This is a genomic window from Streptomyces sp. ITFR-6 (genome assembly GCF_031844725.1).
Classification (GTDB): Bacteria; Actinomycetota; Actinomycetes; order Streptomycetales; family Streptomycetaceae; genus Streptomyces.
Genome location: NZ_CP134612.1, coordinates 135,492 through 153,787, shown reverse-complemented (window position 1 = coordinate 153,787; position 18,296 = coordinate 135,492). Strand labels below are relative to the sequence as shown.

At 71.1% G+C, this 18,296-nt stretch carries 15 protein-coding genes and 2 pseudogenes; 6 read left to right on the top strand and 11 right to left on the bottom strand.

Annotated features, from left to right (window positions below; translation table 11 throughout):
• Window positions 1-17: 17 nt before the first annotated feature.
• The 8 genes and pseudogenes from RLT59_RS00505 to RLT59_RS00470 all read right to left on the bottom strand — a co-directional run bounded on the left by RLT59_RS00505 (window position 18) and on the right by RLT59_RS00470 (window position 10,087).
• Window positions 18-1,481, bottom strand: a complete 1,464-nt coding sequence (locus RLT59_RS00505; RefSeq protein ID WP_311301502.1) for an L-fucose/L-arabinose isomerase family protein — start codon at window positions 1,479-1,481, stop codon at window positions 18-20.
• On the bottom strand, window positions 1,474-2,994 hold the full coding sequence (locus RLT59_RS00500) for a rhamnulokinase (RefSeq protein WP_311301501.1): 1,521 nt from the start codon (window positions 2,992-2,994) through the stop codon (window positions 1,474-1,476). Before RLT59_RS00500 ends, RLT59_RS00505 begins: the two co-directional genes overlap by 8 nt.
• 16 nt (window positions 2,995-3,010) lie before the next feature.
• A complete protein-coding gene (locus tag RLT59_RS00495) occupies window positions 3,011-5,056 on the bottom strand; it encodes a bifunctional aldolase/short-chain dehydrogenase (protein WP_311301500.1) in 2,046 nt (681 codons plus the stop codon).
• 71 nt (window positions 5,057-5,127) lie between these two features.
• Complete coding sequence (gene rhaI, locus RLT59_RS00490) at window positions 5,128-6,294, bottom strand: L-rhamnose isomerase (RefSeq protein ID WP_311301499.1); 1,167 nt, start codon at window positions 6,292-6,294, stop codon at window positions 5,128-5,130.
• A 248-nt stretch (window positions 6,295-6,542) separates the two neighbouring features.
• A pseudogene (locus RLT59_RS00485) lies at window positions 6,543-7,370 on the bottom strand (carbon-nitrogen hydrolase family protein); the annotation flags it as partial.
• A 432-nt stretch (window positions 7,371-7,802) separates the two neighbouring features.
• On the bottom strand, window positions 7,803-8,030 hold the full coding sequence (locus RLT59_RS00480; protein ID WP_311301498.1) for a hypothetical protein: 228 nt from the start codon (window positions 8,028-8,030) through the stop codon (window positions 7,803-7,805).
• 86 nt (window positions 8,031-8,116) lie between these two features.
• Entirely contained in the window at window positions 8,117-8,608 is a 492-nt protein-coding gene (locus RLT59_RS00475; protein WP_311301497.1) for a hypothetical protein, read from the bottom strand.
• Window positions 8,609-8,713: 105 nt separating this feature from the next.
• The gene (locus tag RLT59_RS00470) at window positions 8,714-10,087 is read right to left on the bottom strand and encodes an FAD-binding oxidoreductase (protein WP_311301496.1); all 1,374 of its coding nucleotides are present in this window, start codon (window positions 10,085-10,087) and stop codon (window positions 8,714-8,716) included.
• A gap of 173 nt (window positions 10,088-10,260) precedes the next feature.
• On the opposite strand from RLT59_RS00470, the gene RLT59_RS00465 reads away from it, so the two are divergent.
• Window positions 10,261-11,115, top strand: coding sequence for a pentapeptide repeat-containing protein (locus RLT59_RS00465; protein WP_311301495.1), 855 nt, complete (start codon window positions 10,261-10,263; stop codon window positions 11,113-11,115).
• An 18-nt stretch (window positions 11,116-11,133) separates the two neighbouring features.
• Here the strand turns inward: RLT59_RS00465 and RLT59_RS00460 are convergent, their stop codons facing one another.
• On the bottom strand, window positions 11,134-11,658 hold the full coding sequence (locus tag RLT59_RS00460; protein ID WP_311301494.1) for an SRPBCC family protein: 525 nt from the start codon (window positions 11,656-11,658) through the stop codon (window positions 11,134-11,136).
• Window positions 11,659-11,892: 234 nt separating this feature from the next.
• On the opposite strand from RLT59_RS00460, the gene RLT59_RS00455 reads away from it, so the two are divergent.
• Window positions 11,893-13,260, top strand: a complete 1,368-nt coding sequence (locus RLT59_RS00455) for a radical SAM protein (RefSeq protein WP_311301493.1) — start codon at window positions 11,893-11,895, stop codon at window positions 13,258-13,260.
• A gap of 39 nt (window positions 13,261-13,299) precedes the next feature.
• Here the strand turns inward: RLT59_RS00455 and RLT59_RS00450 are convergent, their stop codons facing one another.
• Window positions 13,300-14,199: a LysR family transcriptional regulator gene (locus RLT59_RS00450; protein ID WP_311301492.1), complete on the bottom strand. Its 900-nt coding sequence runs from the start codon at window positions 14,197-14,199 to the stop codon at window positions 13,300-13,302.
• Between the two features lie 115 nt (window positions 14,200-14,314).
• On the opposite strand from RLT59_RS00450, the gene RLT59_RS00445 reads away from it, so the two are divergent.
• Window positions 14,315-15,205 carry an oxidoreductase gene (locus RLT59_RS00445; protein WP_311301491.1) on the top strand — a complete coding sequence of 297 codons (891 nt, stop codon included), beginning with the start codon at window positions 14,315-14,317 and terminating at the stop codon, window positions 15,203-15,205.
• 115 nt (window positions 15,206-15,320) lie between these two features.
• On the opposite strand, the gene RLT59_RS00440 is transcribed toward RLT59_RS00445, so the two are convergent.
• The gene (locus RLT59_RS00440; RefSeq protein WP_311307566.1) at window positions 15,321-16,016 is read right to left on the bottom strand and encodes an NADPH-dependent F420 reductase; all 696 of its coding nucleotides are present in this window, start codon (window positions 16,014-16,016) and stop codon (window positions 15,321-15,323) included.
• Window positions 16,017-16,192: 176 nt separating this feature from the next.
• Here RLT59_RS00440 and RLT59_RS00435 point away from each other — a divergent pair, with 176 nt between their 5' ends.
• The 3 genes and pseudogenes from RLT59_RS00435 (at window position 16,193) to RLT59_RS00425 (ending at window position 18,202) form a co-directional block, all read left to right on the top strand.
• Window positions 16,193-16,744 carry a glycoside hydrolase family 25 protein gene (locus RLT59_RS00435; protein WP_311301490.1) on the top strand — a complete coding sequence of 184 codons (552 nt, stop codon included), beginning with the start codon at window positions 16,193-16,195 and terminating at the stop codon, window positions 16,742-16,744.
• A 127-nt stretch (window positions 16,745-16,871) separates the two neighbouring features.
• Window positions 16,872-17,829: pseudogene (locus RLT59_RS00430) on the top strand (zinc-dependent alcohol dehydrogenase).
• A gap of 103 nt (window positions 17,830-17,932) precedes the next feature.
• Window positions 17,933-18,202, top strand: coding sequence for a hypothetical protein (locus RLT59_RS00425; protein ID WP_073733859.1), 270 nt, complete (start codon window positions 17,933-17,935; stop codon window positions 18,200-18,202).
• Window positions 18,203-18,296 lie beyond the last annotated feature (94 nt).

Here is an 18,296-nt window from a genome sequence, read left to right as displayed (position 1 = left end):
GGGAGCCGCCGTCCGTGTCAGAGTGCGTTGGGCCCGGTCACCGTACAAAAGGGCAGGCCCAGCAGGTCCGCGGCGGCCCGGAAGTCCCTGGCACGGTGGCCGGTGCACAGCGCCCAGTGGTGACCGATGCCCGTGGCGGACCAGGCATCCGTCCACTCACCGGGATCGAAGCCGAAGTCCACCCGGGAGGTCGTGTTGCCGATCTCCAGGAGGGGACCGGGCACGACCTCCCCCTCGGACGCGATCAGCACGAACGAGCCGTCGGCCTCCTGACCGATACCGAACGTGGTGACCGGCCCGTGGGTGACGTCGAATTCGACGCTGACACCCCAGCCGCGCTTGCCGTGGTAGACGCCCAGACCGCGCAGCAGCGGGTCCTTCGCGCTGATCGCCAGATGGGCGGGGCCGTCGTGACCCATCTCCACGACCCCGTCGCGGAAGTTGAGCGCCTGCAGTTCGGTGAACGAACCGCCCGCCCCCATGGTGTCGGCGATCAGCATGGCGAGGCTGGTGCGCAGCTCGTACTCACCGGCCATCGGCACCCCTCGGGCGGTCAGCAGCGAGGCGCCCAGGATCATGCCGGCCCCCAGCCGCTCATGGATCTCGCCCTCAAGACCCCGGTGGTAGTAGGCGAGGCTGTCGAGCGCGAAGTCGGCCACCAGCCGGTCCAGACCCACCGAGACCCGGGCCGCCCAGGCGAGATCGCCCTCGTCGACGGAATCGTCCAGAGTGAAGACCTCCCGGGCCAGCGCGACCCGTTCGGCGGTCTCCATGTCCGTGACCGCCGAGACCCTGACCCGCAGGTCGTCGAACTCCAGAACCTCGACATGGCCGCCCAGCTGCGAGGAGACCAGCGTCATATCGGTGGAGACGTCGAGCATGCCCGGGTACAGATGCCCCATCAGCCCGTGGCGGCCGTGGCGCAGCGCACCGCGCACCCCGGCGGCCGAGATCCAGCGGCGGATCCTGCCCCAGGCGTTCTCGTCACGCAGATGGCCCGAGACCGAGCGGAACGGGATGCGGCTGCGCCGGAACACGTTGGCGACCTCCGGCAGCGGGCACTGACCGCAGTACGCCAGCCACTCGCCGGTTCCGGTGTTCGCGTGGTCCATGGCCTCGGTCGGCTGGAGGTCGATGACCAGCACCGGGGTGTGCGTGCGCTGGGCGACCGGCAGCACCATCGACGCCGTGAGGTACGTCGTCAGGAACGTCACCACCAGATCGCAGTCGGCCCGCCGCAACCGCTCTGCGGCCCTGGCCGACTCCTGCGGATCGGAGACGAAGCCCGCGTCGGCCACCTCGCACCCCATCTCCTCGATCCGTGCGGTCACGAACCGGGCCGACTCCCGCAGCTGTTCGAGAAGGCCGGGGAACTGCGGCCAGTACGCGCCGAGCCCCCCGGAGACCAGCCCCACCCGGGTCCGGCGGCGGGACGTCCGCGCAAGGGCGCCGTCGGGCTCGGCGGCGAGGTCGTCAGACATCAGGTATTTCCCTTCCTCGCAGGTGATCTACGGTGAGCCGGGCCTCCGCGCGGTCCCAGTCCCGCCCGTCCCCCCTGGGTTCGTAGTGCCGCAGCTCCTGGGTACGGGCGACCAGCCGGCGCACCCCGGCGAGGCCGCCGGCCAGACCGTGGGCGCGGGCCTGCAGCAGGATGTTGCCGAGCGCCGTGGCCTCTGCGGGCCCGGCCGTCACGGGCAGCCCGCTCGCGTCCGCCGTCCACTGGCACAGCAGCTCGTTGCGGGAGCCGCCGCCGACCAGATGGATCCGTGTCGGCTCGCGGCCCGCCAGCTCCGCGGCCCGGCGCAACGTCCTGCGGTGGGCCAGCGCCAGGCTCTCCAGCACGCACCGCACATAGCCTCCGCGCGTTCCCGGTGGCCTCTGCCCCGTCCGCAGCAGATACGCGTCGATCCGGGAGGGCATGTCGTCCGGCGCGAGGAACGCCTCGTCATCGGGATCGATCACCGCGGCGAACGGCTCCGCCTCGGCCGCGCCGGCCAGCAGCCCGGCAAGCCCGGTGGCCGGGCCCTCGCGGTCCCACGCCCTGCGGCACTCCTCCAGCAGCCACATGCCCATGATGTTGCGGAGGTACCGGACGGTGCCGTCCACCCCGCGCTCATTGGTGAAGTTCGCCGCGCGCGACTCCTCGGACAGCACCGGGGCGTCCAGCTCCAGACCGGCCAGCGACCAGGTGCCGCACGAGACGTACGCGAAGTCCGGCTCCGTCGCAGGGACCGCCACCACCGCCGACGCCGTGTCGTGCGAGGCGACGGTGGTCACCGGGGTCCCGGCCGGCAGCCCGGTGGCCGAGACGACGTGGGCCAGCAGCGTCCCCGCCGGATCACCCGGTTCACGCAGCGGCGGAAAGAGCGAACGCGCCAGCCCCAGCCGCCCGATCAGCGCGTCCGACCAGCCACCGGCCCGTGCGTCGAACAGACCGGTCGTCGACGCGTTCGTGATCTCCGCACCCACAGAGCCCGTCAGCCAGTGGACCAGCAGATCAGGCATCAGCAGCACTGTCCGCGCCGCCTCCCACTGGGCCATGGCACGGTGGGCCAGCAGCTGGAACACCGTGTTGAACGGCAGATACTGCAACCCGCTCACGGCATAGAGCTCCGCCGCGCCACAGCCCTCCGGCAGCCGCCGCGCCATGCCGTCGCCGCGCCCGTCCCGGTAGTGGAACGGCACCCCGAGCAGCGCCCCGTCCCCGTCCAGCAGGCCGTAGTCCACCGCCCAGGTGTCGATGCCGACCGAAGCGAGCGGACCGCTGCGCCCGGCCGCCCGCAACCCGGCCAGCATCCCCTGGTACAGGGCCAGTACGTCCCAGTGCAGTCCGTCCGGCAGCCGCACCGGTTCGTTGGCGAACCGGTGCGCCTCGGTCAGCACCAACGTGCCGGCGCCGACCCGGCCCGTCATCACCCGGCCACTGGTGGCACCGAGATCCACGGCGGCGAAGACGGCCTCGCCGGCCCGTCGGCCGGATGAGTTCACAGCCATCGCGATCGTGTCCGGGTCATCGCAGGAACGCCGCCGCCACACCGGCGTCGACAGGGATGTGCAGACCGGTGGTGTGCGTGAGGTCGCCGCCGGTCAGAGCGAACACGGCATTGGCGACATGCTCCGGCAGCACCTCGCGCTTGAGCAGGGTCCGCTGGGCGTAGAACTCCCCGAGCCGCTCCTCCTCGATGCCGTACGTCGCCGCCCGCTGCGCGCCCCAGCCGGCGGCGAAGATCCCCGAACCGCGCACCACACCGTCCGGGTTGACGCCGTTCACCCGGATCCCGTGCTCGCCCAGCTCCGCCGCCAGCAGCCGCACCTGATGGGCCTGGTCGGCCTTGGTCGCGGAGTACGCGATGTTGTTCGGACCCGCGAACACGGCGTTCTTGGAAGCGATGTAGATGATGTCGCCGCCGATGCCCTGGGCCCGCATCACCCGGGCGGCCTCCCGGGACACCAGGAACGAACCGCGTGCCATGATGTCGTGCTGCAGATCCCAGTCGCGCAGCGTCGTCTCCAGCAGCGGCTTGGAGATGGAGATCCCCGCGTTGTTGACGACGAGGTCCACACCGCCGAAGGCGAGCACGGCGGCCTCGAACGCCGCGGCGATCTGCTCCTCGCTGGTGACATCGACCGTCACCGCGACCGCCCGGTCCGCTCCGCCGAGGTCCTCGGCGACCGCCGCGGCGCTCTCCGCGTTCAGGTCGGCGACGACCACACACGCGCCCTCGGCGGCCAGCCGGTGCGCGATGGCCTTCCCGATCCCCGAGCCCGCACCGGTCACCAGCGCCACCCGGGTGGCCAGCGGCTTCGGCTTCGGCATCCGGCGCAGCTTGGCCTCCTCCAGTTCCCAGTACTCGATCCGGAACTTCTCGGACTCCTCGATCGGTGCGTACGAGGAGACGGCCTCGGCGCCGCGCATCACGTTGACGGCATTGAGGTAGAACTCCCCGGCCACCCGCGCGGTCTGCTTGTCCTTCCCGAACGAGAACATGCCCACCCCGGGCACCAGCACAATCGCCGGATCCGCACCGCGCATGGCGGGGGAGCCGGGAGTGGCGTGCCGCTCGTAGTACGCCCGGTACGTTTCCCGGTACTCCGCGTGCAGCTCCCGCAGCCGCTCCCCGGCCTCGGCCGGCGGCACGTCCGCCGGAAGGTCCAGGACCAGCGGCCTGACCTTCGTACGGAGGAAATGGTCCGGGCACGAGGTGCCGAGCGCGGCGAGGCGTGGGTGCTCCGCGCGGGACAGGAAGTCCAGCAACGGGGCGGCGTCGGTGAAGTGCCCCACCTGGGGGCGGTCCGTGGACGCCAGACCACGGATCAAGGGAGCGAGTGCGGCCGCCCGTTCGCGACGCGCCGCCTCGGGCAGAGGCATCCGGTCCGGCAGTACGGGACCGAAGGGCTCGGCCCTGCCGCGTTCCAGCAGGAACGTCTCGGCGGTACGGATCATCCACAGCGCGTTCTGTTCGCAAGCGTCGGACGTATCACCCCAGGCGGTGATTCCATGACCGCCCAGAACCACCCCGACCGCCTGCGGGTTGGCCTCCTTGACGGCCGCGATGTCGAGGCCGAGCTGAAACCCCGGCCGGCGCCAGCCCACCCAGGCCACCCTGTCCCCGAAGCACTCGGCGGTCAGCTTCTCGCCGTCGGCCGCACACGCCAGGGCGATCCCCGAGTCCGGATGCAGGTGGTCGACGTGCGCCGCCTCGACCAGGGCGTGCATGGCGGTGTCGATGGACGGTGCGGCACCGCCCTTGCCGTGCAGGCAGAAGTCGAAGGCCGCCACCATCTCGTCCTCGCGCTCGACGCCCGGGTACACCTCCTTGAGCGCGCGGACCCGGTCCAGCCGGAGGACGGCGAGACCCGCCTCCGTCAGTGTGCCGAGATCACCCCCGGAGCCCTTGACCCAGAGCAGCTCGGTCCCGCCGCCGGTGACCGGATCGGCGCCGACCGCCTTCACCGACGTATTGCCACCGGCGTAGTTGGTGTTGCGGGGATCGGCGCCGATCCGGTGCGCGCGCTCCAGGAGCGCGGCGACCTCGGCGTGCGTCGCGGACGTCATAGGGGTTCCTTCGGGGTGAATGGTGCGTTCACTGCGGGGGACGGACGGCCGGCGGGGAGCGGCGGAAGGGGTCAGGCGCCCCAGCCGGCCTGGGTGCCGCCCACCCGGGCGGCCGCGATGCGTTCCTGGTTACCGGAGGCGAGGTAGGCGGCGAAGGGGTCACGGGCCAGCCCCAGTTCCTCGCGCACCTCGGCGAGCAGCGGCCGCACGTCGGTGTTGTACGCGTCCATCAGGACGGCGTTCGACGCGAGCACATCGCCCGACTTCTGCGCGGCGCCGAGCGCGTCACCGTCCACCAGCAGCGCCTTCGCGGTCGCCTCCTGCACATTGGTGACCGACCGGATCACCGCCGGGATCTTCGCCTCGATGTTGTGGCACTGGTCGAGCATGAAGTTGACGTTGGTCTCGGATTTGAGGCCGCCGTTCTTGACCACCTCGTGCATGATCCGGAACAGCTGGAAGGGGTCGGCGGCGCCGACCATCAGGTCGTCGTCCGCGTAGAAGCGGGAGTTGAAGTCGAACGCGCCGAGCCTGCCCTCGCGCAGCAGGATCGCCACGATGAACTCGATGTTCGTGCCCGGTGCGTGGTGACCGGTGTCCACGACCACCTGGGCCTTCGGCCCGAGCTTGAGGCAGTGCGCGTAGGCAGTGCCCCAGTCCGGCACATCCGTGGCGTAGAACGCGGGCTCGAAGAGCTTGTACTCCAGCAGCATCCGCTGGTCGTCGCCCAGCCGTTCGTACACCTCTGCCAGCGCCTCGGACAGCCGGTCCTGGCGGGTGGCGATATCGTCCTGGCCGGGGTAGTTGGTGCCGTCGGAGAACCACAGCTTGAGATCGGGCGAGCCGGTCTCGTCCATGACGTCGACGCATTCCAGCAGATGGCCAATCGCCTTGCGCCGCACCGCCGCATCGGGGTGGGTGACCGAACCCAGTCGGTAGTCGTCGTCCTGGAAGACGTTCGAGTTGATCGCGCCGATCCGCAGCCCGAGGCCCTCGGCGTGCCGGGTCAGTGCGGCGTAGTCCGCCACCTTGTCCCAGGGAATGTGCAACGACACCTTCGGCGCGACCCCGGTGAACGCGTGCACCTGTGCCGCGTCCTCCGTCTTCTCGAACGGGTCGCGTGGCACCCCCGGCTGTGCGAACACCTTGAAACGAGTTCCGGAATTACCGTAACCCCATGAAGGAGTCTCGATCACCTGAGACTTCAGGGCTGCCTTGACGACCGACACATCAGACATGAGCACCTCGTAAGCAGAGTCATCCGGCGACCGCAGCCGTCAGAGAGGATGTGAATCGTTTCATCTGGAACGTACGCTAGGTTTGGCGCCGACGACTAGTCAAGCAGCTGGCCGGTCTTGTTCTTGGTTTGAACCGGGTTTTGAATCAATTCACCACAGATCGGGGCGACCCGGTTGAAGGCGGGCCCGGCCTGCCCGAGGGATCCTCGGGCAGGCCGGGCAGGGTCAGGCGGCCGGAAAGGCCGCTTCTAGAAGGCGGTGCGGTCGTCGCTGCGGGCGTCCTCGACCAGGTGCCCGTCGTAGATACCGGCCCGTGCCTTGCGCCGCCAAGGCCTGGCCAGAGCACTGGCGGGGTCCTGCGGGCCGAGGTCCGCGACGGCCAGCGAAGGCGTTCCGTCCCCCGGGCAGCGGGCAGCCCATTCGCCGTCCGGGCTGATCACTCCCGCCGGTGCCTCACCGGCGAGCCGGGCGGGTGCGGCGAAGCCGGTCCAGTACCGGTTCGTCGCCGCGTGTGCCCGCATCTCGGTGGCGAAGCCCGTTCCGCCTCCGGTGCCTCCACCCGTGGTCGAGAACAACACGCAGTCGACGTCGAGCCGTTCGTATGCGCCGAAGAGCTCAGGGAAGTGCGCTTCCATGCCGAGCGCGCAGCCGAACCGGACCCCGTCGACCTCGAAGGTGACCGGTGCCGACCCCGGCGCGTACAGGTACGAGACCTTCGTGTGCGACAGCATGCGTTCGTCGTAGCGGGTCGCCACATCGCCTCGGTCCGAGATCACGTACAGACTGTTGTGCGGGCGGTTGGGGGCGGTCAGCCGGTGGACCGAACCGAGCACGGTCCACAGCCCCAGCTCCCGCGCCAGACGGGCCGTCAGAGCCAGCTCCTCGTGGAGCACGCCCCACTGAAACCTGCTCCAGTCGGCCGGGCCGGGCTCGTCAGGACCGTCGACGGACAGCAGCCGCTTGTCCGGGGAGCAGGTGGCCCCCTCGGGGAACTGCACCACCCTGGCACCAGCCGCCCTGGCCTCGCGCATCAGGCTGCGCACCTCGGCGCCACTGTCCCTCAGCTCGGAGCTGCTGCGGGGGTTTTGACGGACCGTCGTCTACGCCACGGCCAAACGTACGTAGTTCTCTTCCGGCATGACGTCTCCTCGGGGAGCCGAACGGAAATGCCGGAGGGCAGTCGAACAGGACTGGCCGGTCTTGGCGGCGCGGGCGCGCACCCGGCGCTTGAGATTCCTGTGGGCTGTCATCTGGCCTTCCACGCCACGGGCGCGAGCCCCCCCAGCGACCACACCCGAGACGATCGGACCATGACAGCGACCTGAGACAGGAAGTCCCTTCGCCTCCGTGGCAGGCCGAGCTGGGGACGGCCGGGGGAGGTAAGGCGTAGGCCACGCCTCGGACATGATCCCCGGACCCGGCGGATCACGTCAAGGCCCGGAGCTGCACCCTGCGGCCTCGGACCCGAGGCGTGCCGGACCGTGTCGGCGCCCGCCGCGCGGCTCGGCTCAGTGCCCGCTGTCCGACATGCTCGGACGGAGCGAGCGGACGAGGTCGAAGAACTGTGACTCGTTGCCCGAGAGCCCGGCCCGCCGCAGCGCGCCGTCGGCCTCCTCGATCGGTGCGGCGAGCAGGGACATGTACAGCGGGGCGTCATCCGGGTCACAGAGGGCGGCCCGGGTGGCTTCCAGCAGACGGACGTACGCCCGCGCCGCGGCGAGTTCGGCATCGCGCATCTCAGCATCTCCCGGTCAGAGGTGTCGGACCCACAAGCATCCCCCATGGGTCTGACAACACCCCAGGGCCAGGCCCGGCGCGGTCCCTACGAGCCGTCAGGCGCGTGTACGCCGGCCGGTGGCTCGACCTCCAGGAATCTCCGGCGGCGCGGGCCGTGGTACAGCAACGCGGTCCAGCCCGATGCCCGCAACGCCGCCGCGCACCGGTTCAGTTCGTCGCCCTCCTCGTGCGCCGCCCCGCTGCCGGGCGGGCCGAGCCACTCGACGCGTACGGTCCCCGGAGCCGTGGCGGCCTCCACCCGGTATCCGGTCGCCGTACGCCGCCCCGACGCGTCGACCGCCGAGGCGGACAGCCCCGACGCCTCCAGCGTGAGGGCGACGGCGCGTACCGGCCTGTGCCGCTCCCACGGGGCCGGAACGGACTCCGGGTCCGGGTGCCCCGAGTTGGCCAGCCGCCGGATCTGCACCATCCCGGCGAACGCCGCCCGCACCGCGGCGGCACGCTTCTCCGCCGGCCCCAGGGGTGACGGGCCCTCACCGGTGGCCGGTTCGAAACCGGCCTCCTCCTCGTCGCCCATCCGCTTCCCCCTTCGCCCGTACGCGCTTGCCGCCAGTGTGCGCCGCCGCACTGACAACGCCGCGCCACCGGCCACGGGGCTCCGGCCGAAGGCCCAGGGCCGGTGTCAGCCGATGTCTGTCAGGACCTTGCCCGGGTTCAGGATGCCGTGCGGGTCGAGTGCCGCCTTCACCGCGTGGTGCATGGCGAGCACCGAGGGGCCCAGCTCCTTGTCCATGCCGCGCATCTTCAGCAGTCCGACCCCGTGCTCGCCCGTGACCGTGCCGCCGAGCGCGATCGCGTCGTCCAGGATGTCCTCGAAGGCGGACTGTGCGTGGGCACGCGCCGCTTCGTCACCCGGCGGCGTGATGATCAGGGGATGCAGATTGCCGTCCCCCGCATGGGCGATGTTGGCGATCAGGACGTCGTGCCTGGCCGCCGTCCGCTCGATCCGGGCCAGCATCTCCGGAACGGCGGTACGAGGTACGCAGACGTCCTCCGTCAGGACCGGGCCGAGCCGTTCGAGCGCCGGATACGCCAGCCGTCGGGCCTGGAACAGGGCATCGGCCTCCTGCTGGTCGGTGGAGACCGCGGCCCAGCTCGCGCCGGCTTGTTCGAAGCAGTCCCGGATCAGCTCGGCCTCGGCGTCACCCTCGGCCCCGGGAGTGTCCACCCGGCCGAGAAGCACCACGTCCGCGTCCGTGGACAGCCCCATCTTCTTCCAGGCGTCCACGGCGGCGAGGCAGTGGCGGTCGACCAGTTCGAGCGCGGACGGGATGACACCGGACGCGGTCACGGCGCTCACCGCCTCACCGGCGGCGACCACCGACGAGAAGAAGCCCGCGACCGTCCGCTCCTGGAGGCGTGCCGGGCGCAGCCGTACGGTGATCTCCGTGATCACCCCGAGTGTGCCCTCGGAGCCCACCATCAGCCCGGCCAGGTCGTACCCCGCCACACCCTTCGCGGTGCGGCGTCCGAGCGAGACGACCTCGCCGAGCCCGTTGACCACTTCGAGGCCCAGCACGTAGTCGCGGGTCACGCCGTACTTGACGCAGCACATCCCGCCGGCGTTGGTCGCGACGTTCCCGCCGATCGTGGACCACGGGGAACTCGCCGGATCCGGCGGGTACCAGAGCCCGTGCTCCGCGCAGGCCGCCCGCAGGTCGTCGTTGACCACACCGGGCTGGACCACGGCCAGCCGCTCGGCCGCGTCGATGTCGACGATGTGGTTCATGTCCTCGAACGACAGGATGATCGCCCCGTCCACGGCGTTGGCCCCGCCGGACAGACCGGTGCCCGCGCCGCGAGGCACCAGGGGAATGCGGTGGGCGAGACAGTGGCGCACCACATCCCGCACCTCGTCGGTGCTCGCCGGGCGGACCACGGCCAGCGGCATGCCGTACGGAGCCCACTCGGCCTCGTCGTGCTGGTACCGGGCCAGGCCCGCCGGATCGGTCAGTACCCGCCTGGCCGGAATGCTGTCGACCGGTGCGTTCGCCACGATGGTGGCCACCTCCCATAAAGATGTATTGGCCATCATTGTCGCGCGCGGGGCTGCCGGCCGCGGGGGAGGCCCCCCGTTCTCCTGAATGGACACCGCGTGGACCGGGCCCGCCGGGGACCTCGGTAGGCTCGGCCGTTCATGCACCCCGCACACCGAAGGACACCCGCACCGTGCCCGATACCGACCGAGCTCCCGGCACCGACGACCCGGACGGCACCGGCCGGGCAGGCCTGCGCTCCGACTGCGGGAACTGCTTCGGGCTGTGCTGCGTGGCGCTGACCCTCACCCGCTCCGCGGACTTCGCCATCAACAAGGACGCCGGTAAACCCTGCCGCAACCTTCAGGACGACTTCCGCTGCGGCATCCACACCAGGCTGCGTTCAGAAGGCTTTCCTGGCTGCACCGTGTACGACTGCTTCGGCGCCGGACAGAAGGTCTCGGGGGAGACCTTCGGCGGACAGGACTGGCGCGCGGCCCCGGAGAGCGCCCAGCGGATGTTCGAGGTCTTCCCGGTCATGCGGCAGCTGCACGAGCTGCTCTGGTATCTGACGGAGGCGGCCGAGCTGGCACCGGCCCGCCCGCTCCACGGCGAGATCCGCCGCGTCCTCGACGAGACCGAGCGCCTCACCCACCTCGATGCCGACGCCCTCGCGGAGCTGGACGTCGCCGCTCACCGTGACGGCGTCGCCGCCCTGCTCGCGCGCACCAGCGAACTAGTCCGTGCCACCGCCCCTCGTAAGAAGAAGCGCGACCACCGCGGCGCCGACCTCATCGGCGCCCGCCTCAAGGGAGCCGACCTGCGCGGCGGCGATCTGCGCGGCGCCTGTCTCATCGCGGCGGACCTGACCGGCGCCGATCTCAGGCTCGCCGACCTCATCGGCGCGGACTTCCGGGACGCGCGACTGTCCGGTGCGGACCTCACCGGAGCACTCTTCCTGACGCAGGCACAGCTCAACGCGGCCCAGGGCGACGGCGCCGCCCGGATCCCCGTGTCGCTCAGCCTTCCCTCGCACTGGGAGCGTTGAAAGGGCCGGGGGAGCCGGTTACGCCTCGGGCGCGTCCCCGTCCAGCGGAGCCTCCAGCGCCCCCTTGAGCCGCTGGAGCGTCGTGCGGATGTTGCCGCGCTGGAAGTCCGCGAAGGTATGACCCCGGGTGGCCGCCCGGTCGAAGGCGTTGGCCAGGAAGTCCGGCCAGCGGCGACGGTCATCGGTCCAGGTCTCGGTGACCAGGGTGCCGCCGTCCACCTCCTCGAACCGGTACTCCCAGGTGGCGATCGCGCCGGGGAGTACCGGCCGCCGGGCGCCGATCGCGTGGACCCGGAAGGCGAACCGCTCGCCCGGATCGGCGGCGGTCACCGTGCACCGCGTCGTCCAGCTCATCCTGCCGCGCTTGTTGCGGCCCTCGAAGACCATGCCGACGTGCGCCTCCCGGCGCTCCCCGAGCACCTTCGCGCCCCGGTTCTCCGGACTCCAGCGCCCCATCGCGGTCGGGTCGCTGATCTGCGCGTACACCGCCGAGGGCGCGACGGAGACCACCGTGCTGTCCGAAACGGACATGGTGCGGGTCATGAAGCACTTCCGATCCGCGGCCGACTGCGGCAACCACCGGGCGTCGGGACGGCCGCACGGCCGACGGGCTCCCGGGCCCCACACCCTACTGGCCGGTCACATAGGCTGCGGCGGCGGGCGTCGAGACCGTCCCCGCATCCGGTGCGCGGGATCGAGAACGCATCCGCTCCGCTGTTCGTTGCACAGGTGGCGTATCCGGAACATCACCGACAACCGGACCGAGGAGCCCCGCACATGCCCAGCCGCACAGACACCGGCCGTACCGAGCCAGACAGCACCGACGCAGGCCGCACCCGCCTGGTCGAAGAGCTCATGGAGCGGTTCCCGCACGTGCCCAGGGAGGCCGTGATCAAGGAGGACCTGCTGCGCGGCGGGCTGGCCTTCGACGAGTCAGCGCTCAGCGACAACGAGGGCGGTGACGTCAAGCCGAAGTCGTACTTCATCTTCTCCTTCGACCACGGCACCCTGCCCGAGCTGGGGGCCGCCGCGCTGCGCCGGCCGCCGGAGGAGATCGTCCTCACCGGCGGACCGTACGAACTGCGGCGCACCGTGGTCTCCGTGCGGGTGAACCCCGCATCGCCCTACCGGGTCGCGGCCGACGCCGACGGCGTGCTCGGGCTCTACCTCGACGGCAGGCGGATCTCCGACGTCGGGCTTCCCCCGATGCCCGACTACTACCGGCACACGCTGGAGAACGGCAAGTCCGTGATGGAGGTGGCGCCCACCATCCAGTGGGGCTACCTCGTCTATCTGACGGTCTTCCGCGTCTGCCAGTACTTCGGCGCCAAGGAGGAGTGCCAGTACTGCGACATCAACCACAACTGGCGCCAGCACAAGGCCGCGGGCCGTCCGTACACCGGAGTGAAGCCGGTCGAGGAGGTCCTTGAGGCGCTGGCCATCATCGACCGCTACGACACCGCGAAGACGTCCACGGCCTACACGCTCACCGGCGGTGCCATCACCTCGCACATCGGAGGCCGGGACGAGGCCGACTTCTACGGCCAGTACGCGAAGGCCATCGAGGAGCGCTTCCCCGGCCGCTGGATCGGCAAGGTCGTCGCCCAGGCCCTGCCCAAGGCCGATGTGCAGCGCTTCCACGACTACGGCGTGCAGATCTACCACCCCAACTACGAGGTCTGGGACCCCCGGCTGTTCGAGCTGTACTGCCCCGGCAAGGAGCGCTACGTCGGCCGCGACGAATGGCACCGCCGCATCCTGGACTCCGCCGAGGTCTTCGGCGCCCGCAACGTCATCCCCAACTTCGTCGCAGGCGTGGAGATGGCCGAGCCGTTCGGTTTCACCACGGTGAAGGAGGCCATCGACTCCACCACGGAGGGCCTGCGGTTCTTCATGTCGCACGGCATCACGCCCCGCTTCACCACCTGGTGCCCCGAGCCCACGACACCGCTGGGGAAGACCAACCCGGACGGCGCGCCGCTGGAGTACCACATCCGGCTGCTGGACGCCTACCGCTCGACGATGGAGGAGTACGGACTGACCTCGCCCCCCGGCTACGGTCCGCCGGGTCCCGGACGCGCGGTGTTCTCCGTGAGCTCCTTCATGGACAGCCTGCCGGCCCGCCCCGACGACGAAAGGCTCTGACGATGTGAGGCGCTGACGGCGTACGGCTCTGACCGGCGGTCAGCCGGCCGGAGCGTCCGCCGCTGCGACGAGCTCCCGTACGACCTGGGCGAAGCCGCGTACCAGCGCGGTGTCCTTGCCGTCCGCCCAGGCGAGCACCACCCGCAGCGGTTCCACATCGGTCAGCGGGACCCAGGCGAGGTCCGGCCGCGCGTAGTACCGGGCCATGCTCAGAGGGGCGAAGCAGACGGAGGAGCCCTCCGCCACCTGCTCCAGCATCTCCTCGACGTTGTCATTGGTCGGCCCCCACTTCGGACTCGAACCGTCCGGCCGGGGGTTGACCGCCCACCAGTCCACCCACTCGCGCGGCGCGCGCTGGGTCCACAACAGGGGTTCGTCGGCCACTTCGAGCACCGAGATGCCCGACCGGCCCGCCAGCGGGTGCCCGCAGGGCAGCCCCACGACACGGGGTTCGGTGTGCACCAGCTCGCCGCGCAGCCCGCTCAGGTCGTTGGGCAGCCAGACGAAGGCGACATCGGCCTGGCCGTCACGCAGCGCGTCGGCCTCCTGCCCCCAGTCGTAGCGCTTGGGCGCCACCCGTACCCCGGGGTGGCGCCGGGCGAACTCCGCGCGGGCGCGCGTGGTCAGTTCGCCGGCGCCGCTCGCCTCGAAACCCACCCGCAGTACGCCCGTCTCGCCGCGCGTGTGCCGCTCGGCCGCCGCCGACACCCGCTCCGCCTGGCGAACCGTCAGCAGCGCCTCCGCGATCACGTCCTGCCCTGCCGCGGTCGCGGAGACGCCCCCGGCGTGCCGGTCGAACAACCGCACCCCGAGCTCCGACTCCAGGCTCTTGAGAGCGTAGGAGAGGGCGGGCTGGCTGACGAACAGCCGCCGGGCGGCCCGTCCCAGGTTCTCCTCCTCGGCGATCACGGTGAGGTAGTGCAGTTGACGCAGCTCCATCCAGGCATCATAAGTCGTCTTTATCGGTCCGACGAGTCTCTGTCTTGGACCGCCAGGGGAGCCGGATGACATAACTGAATCACCGCAACGAACCGGAGAACAGATGGAGTTGGCCATGAACGCCGAGCACCGCACGAACGACGGACACGCCGCGGCCACCGGGGAAGGGGCGCCGGGACGGGTCTGGCTGATCACCGGTGCCTCCTCCGGATTCGGCCGGGCCATCGCCTCCGCCGCACTCGCCGCCGGGGACACCGTCGTCGCCACGGCCCGCAGGCCGGAGACGCTCGACGACCTCGTCGCCGCGCACCCGGACCGCGCCGTCGCGGTCCAGCTGGACGTCACGGACACGGCGCGCATCGCGGACGTCGTCGCGGACACCGTGCTCTGGCACGGGCGGATCGACGTGGTGGTCAACAACGCGGGGATGGGGATGATCGGGGCCGTGGAGGAGACCAGCGACCGCGAGCTGCGTGATCTGATGGACCTGCACTTCTTCGGGCCGGCCGCGCTGGTGCGCGCGGTGCTGCCGCACATGCGCCGCAACGGCTCCGGCGCCGTGGTCCAGATGAGCAGCATGGGCGGCCGCTTCACCTTCCCCGGTGTCGGCGCCTATTCGGCCACGAAGTTCGCGCTGGAGGGCCTGTCCGAGGCGCTTGCCGCCGAAGTGGCCCCGCACGGGATCAAGGTGCTGATCGTCGAGCCCGGGTCGTTCCGGACCGGGTTCGCCGGCGGCGGCGCCCTGCACCAGTCCGCGGCGCTGCACGCGTACGAGGCGACCGTGGGCCCGGTCCGTTCCGATCTTCCGGGCTCGGACGGCAAGCAGGAGGGGGACCCGGCCAAGGCGGCGGCAGCGATCCTCACCGCCCTGGACGCACCGGACACCCCGCTCCGGCTGCCGCTCGGGAACGACGCCGCGGACGCGGTGCTCGCCGCCCTCGACGCTTCCCGTGCCGAGGTCCTGACCTGGGAGAAGCTCAGCCGCAGCACCGCTTTCGAGGACTGACGGACCGAGCCGCCGGGGCGGGGCTCCGAGGCCTGCGTCAGGCCCGGATCTCCGCGCCCGGTGTCAGGCCCGGATCTCCGCGCCCGGTGTCAGGCCCGGACCCGCGAACCCGGTGTCAGGCCCGCCACTCGGCGGTGCGCTCGGGGGACGCCGCGGCCAGGGCCTTCTCGATGGCCGCCGCGTCACCCTGGTTGCCGTATACCGGTGTCCCCGGCTGCTGGCGCCACGACGTGTCGAGCCCTCCGGCGTCCACGGTGTCGAAGCCCAGCTCGTCGATCAGCTCACGGACCGCCGCCTTGGCGGCCGCGTCGTCACCGGCCACCGGCAGAGCCTGCCGGTTGGCGGTGCCGGCCGGCAGGCCCCGGGTGATGATGTCCTGCGCGTACGTCCCGTTGAAGGCCTTGATGACGGGGTGACCGATCTGGGTCTCCGTCCAGCGGCTCTCCGGCAGGCCGTCCTCGATGGCGGCGATGCGGCCGTCGCGCTGCTGCGGATAGTAGTTGCCGGTGTCGATGACCGCGGCCCCCTCCGCGGCGGCGTCCAGGAATCCGGCGGGCAGCGCCGGAACGGCCTTGAGCGGAATGGTGACGACCACGACCTGGGCGTCCCGGGCCGCCTCCGCCGCGGTGACCGCCGTGGCGCCGGTCTCCTCGGCCAGATCCGCGAGTGTCTCCGGACCGCGTGAGTTGGCGACGGACACCTCATGACCCAGTGCCGTGAGGCGCCTGGTGAGATTGCCGCCGATGTTTCCCGCGCCAATGATGCCGATCTTCATGGCTCCGACCTCCGATGGTGCCTGCGCTGCCTGAATTGGTGCCCGCGTCAGGTGAAATGGCTCCTGCCGGTTCACCAACCCGGTCCGGCCCGGAGCTATTCCGGGTGACGGCGAAACGATTCCTCTACCCGACCGGCGGATGGGACGCGTAAGTCGCGGGCAGTTAACAAACGAGAAAGCGGAATCACCCGGACCACTTGAAGGCGGTGCCCATGCTCCACGGTGTCGACGTCAGTTCGCATCAGTCGTCCATCGATACGGACGGTCTGGACTTTGTCTTCATCAAGGCCACTGAGGGACGCTCGTACGTCAACCCGCATCTGGCCGAGCAGACCAAACGCGCACGCGACGCGGAATGTGTGGTCGGCTTCTATCACTTCCTGTGGCCCGGGAATATCGCGGCGCAGGCGGCGTACTTCCTGAGCAAGGCGCCGGAGAAGGCGGGGGAACTGCTGGCCGTCGACTGGGAGGAGAACGGCGAGGGGACCCGGGCCAGTAACGCGGAGAAGGACCAGTTCATCCGCGAGGTCAAACGGCTGCGGCCGCACCACCGGGTCCTGCTGTACTGCAATCGCTACTTCTGGCTGAACCACGACACCACGTCGTATGCCGGGGACGGTCTGTGGATCGCCGACTACGTCACCGCGGGCAAGCCCCGCATCAAGGCCTCCTGGCGTATTCATCAGTACACCGACCATCCCCTGGACAAGGATGTCGCCGACTTCTCCTCGCGGGCCGCGATGCACACCTGGGCGAAGGGGTAGCGGCTCGGCCGGTGGCGATAAGGGCGAGAACCGGCCATTCGAAATACTCTGTTCCGAGGCTTGTGTGCCTGCCCGGCGCGTCTCCGCGCGGCGGACGGGCACACCGCACCGAAGCGGAGCGGTACGCATGAGGGCCGCCGTCGTCCGCAGCTTCACCGAGCCCCTCGTCGTCGAGGACCGGCCGGTCCCCACCCCGCCGGGCACCAGGTCCTGGTCCGCATGGAGGCCTCCGGGCTCTGCCACACCGACATCCACGCGGCCCAGGGGGACTGGCCGGTCAGACCGAGTCCGCCCTTCGTCCCCGGCCATGAGGGGATCGGCATCGTCGAGGCCGCCGGCGACCAGGTCACCCACCTCACGGTGGGCGACCGGGTGGCCATCCCCTGGCTCGGCGAGGCGTGCGGACACTGCGACCACTGCGTCTCCGGGCCCTCGCCCACGGCGACTACGTCGTGCCCGTGCCCGGCGGCATCGACCCGCTGGACGCGGCGCCCCTGACCTGCGCGGGCGTCACGACCTACAAGGCGGTCAAGCTCTCCGGCGCGCGCCCCGGCACCCGCGCCCTCGTCTCCGGCATCGGCGGACTCGGGCACCTCGCCCTGCAGTACGCGCGGATCTTCGGCGCCGAGACCATCGCCGTCGACGTCACCGACGAGAAACTGGCCCTGGCCAGGGAGCTGGGCGCCGATCACGTCATCGACGCGCGCGTCCAGGACGTCGCGGAGGAGACCCGCCGGCTCGGTGGCGCCGACGCGGCGATCTCCCTCGCGGTGAGCAACGAGTCGTTCGGCGCGGCCTACAGCGCGCTCCGCAGGGGCGGCACCCTCGTCCTCGTGGCCCTTCCCGCCGAGGGCAAGCTCGAACTCCCGGTCTTCGACACGGTGCTGAACGGCACGAAGGTCATCGGCTCGATCGTCGGAACCCGCCAGGACCTGGCCGAGGTCTTCCAGCTGCACCGGCTCGGCCGCACCCGTGTGGTCCGCGAGAGCCGGGATCTGGCGGACATCAACTCCGCGATCGGCGAAGTCCTCAAGGGCCAGGTGTCCGGACGCCTCGTCTTCGATCTCGGCGGCACGCCGGCCTGACCGGCGCACCCGCGCGACGAAGGCCGGACGCGGCGGGACGGTACCGGGCGCGGCGGCCAGGTCGCTGACCCATCCGGGCCGCCCGGTGCGGCAGACTTCTGCGGTGACCACAGCCGCGGCTCAGCCGCCTCGTGACCGTGCGCTCGGGCGCGGTATCTCCACCCTCATCCCGCAGGCCGCGACCGCGACCCCGGCCGAACAGGCCGCGGCGGTCCTGACGGCGATGCAGAGCGTTCCGGTGCGCGTGGGCGTGCTCCAGGCAGCGGTGGTGCTGCTGGAGGAGCGGGTCCGTGCGACGAGCGACGACGCGGAACGCGCGGCGGCCGCGACGACCGTGGCGATGCTCCGTACGGCGATCAGCCAGGCCCGCTGACCCGGCGGCGGTGCCGCGTCGCGGGGGTTCCGGCTCGTTCCGGCCGGGGCGGGTCGAGGATCGTACCGGCGGAGTCGCCGGGCCGGTCTGCCCC

Excerpts from the sequence above, each read along its gene's own strand:
- RLT59_RS00460 (WP_311301494.1), bottom strand. The coding sequence starts at position 11,658 with ATGACCCGCACCATGTCCGTTTCGGACAGCACGGTGGTCTCCGTCGCG.
- RLT59_RS00450 (WP_311301492.1), bottom strand. The coding sequence starts at position 14,199 with ATGGAGCTGCGTCAACTGCACTACCTCACCGTGATCGCCGAGGAGGAG.
- RLT59_RS00475 (WP_311301497.1), bottom strand. The coding sequence starts at position 8,608 with ATGGGCGACGAGGAGGAGGCCGGTTTCGAACCGGCCACCGGTGAGGGC.
- RLT59_RS00455 (WP_311301493.1), top strand. The coding sequence starts at position 11,893 with ATGCCCAGCCGCACAGACACCGGCCGTACCGAGCCAGACAGCACCGAC.
- RLT59_RS00495 (WP_311301500.1), bottom strand. The coding sequence starts at position 5,056 with ATGACGTCCGCGACGCACGCCGAGGTCGCCGCGCTCCTGGAGCGCGCG.
- RLT59_RS00505 (WP_311301502.1), bottom strand. The coding sequence starts at position 1,481 with ATGTCTGACGACCTCGCCGCCGAGCCCGACGGCGCCCTTGCGCGGACG.
- rhaI (WP_311301499.1), bottom strand. The coding sequence starts at position 6,294 with ATGTCTGATGTGTCGGTCGTCAAGGCAGCCCTGAAGTCTCAGGTGATC.
- RLT59_RS00480 (WP_311301498.1), bottom strand. The coding sequence starts at position 8,030 with ATGCGCGATGCCGAACTCGCCGCGGCGCGGGCGTACGTCCGTCTGCTG.
- RLT59_RS00445 (WP_311301491.1), top strand. The coding sequence starts at position 14,315 with ATGAACGCCGAGCACCGCACGAACGACGGACACGCCGCGGCCACCGGG.
- RLT59_RS00435 (WP_311301490.1), top strand. The coding sequence starts at position 16,193 with ATGCTCCACGGTGTCGACGTCAGTTCGCATCAGTCGTCCATCGATACG.
- RLT59_RS00500 (WP_311301501.1), bottom strand. The coding sequence starts at position 2,994 with ATGGCTGTGAACTCATCCGGCCGACGGGCCGGCGAGGCCGTCTTCGCC.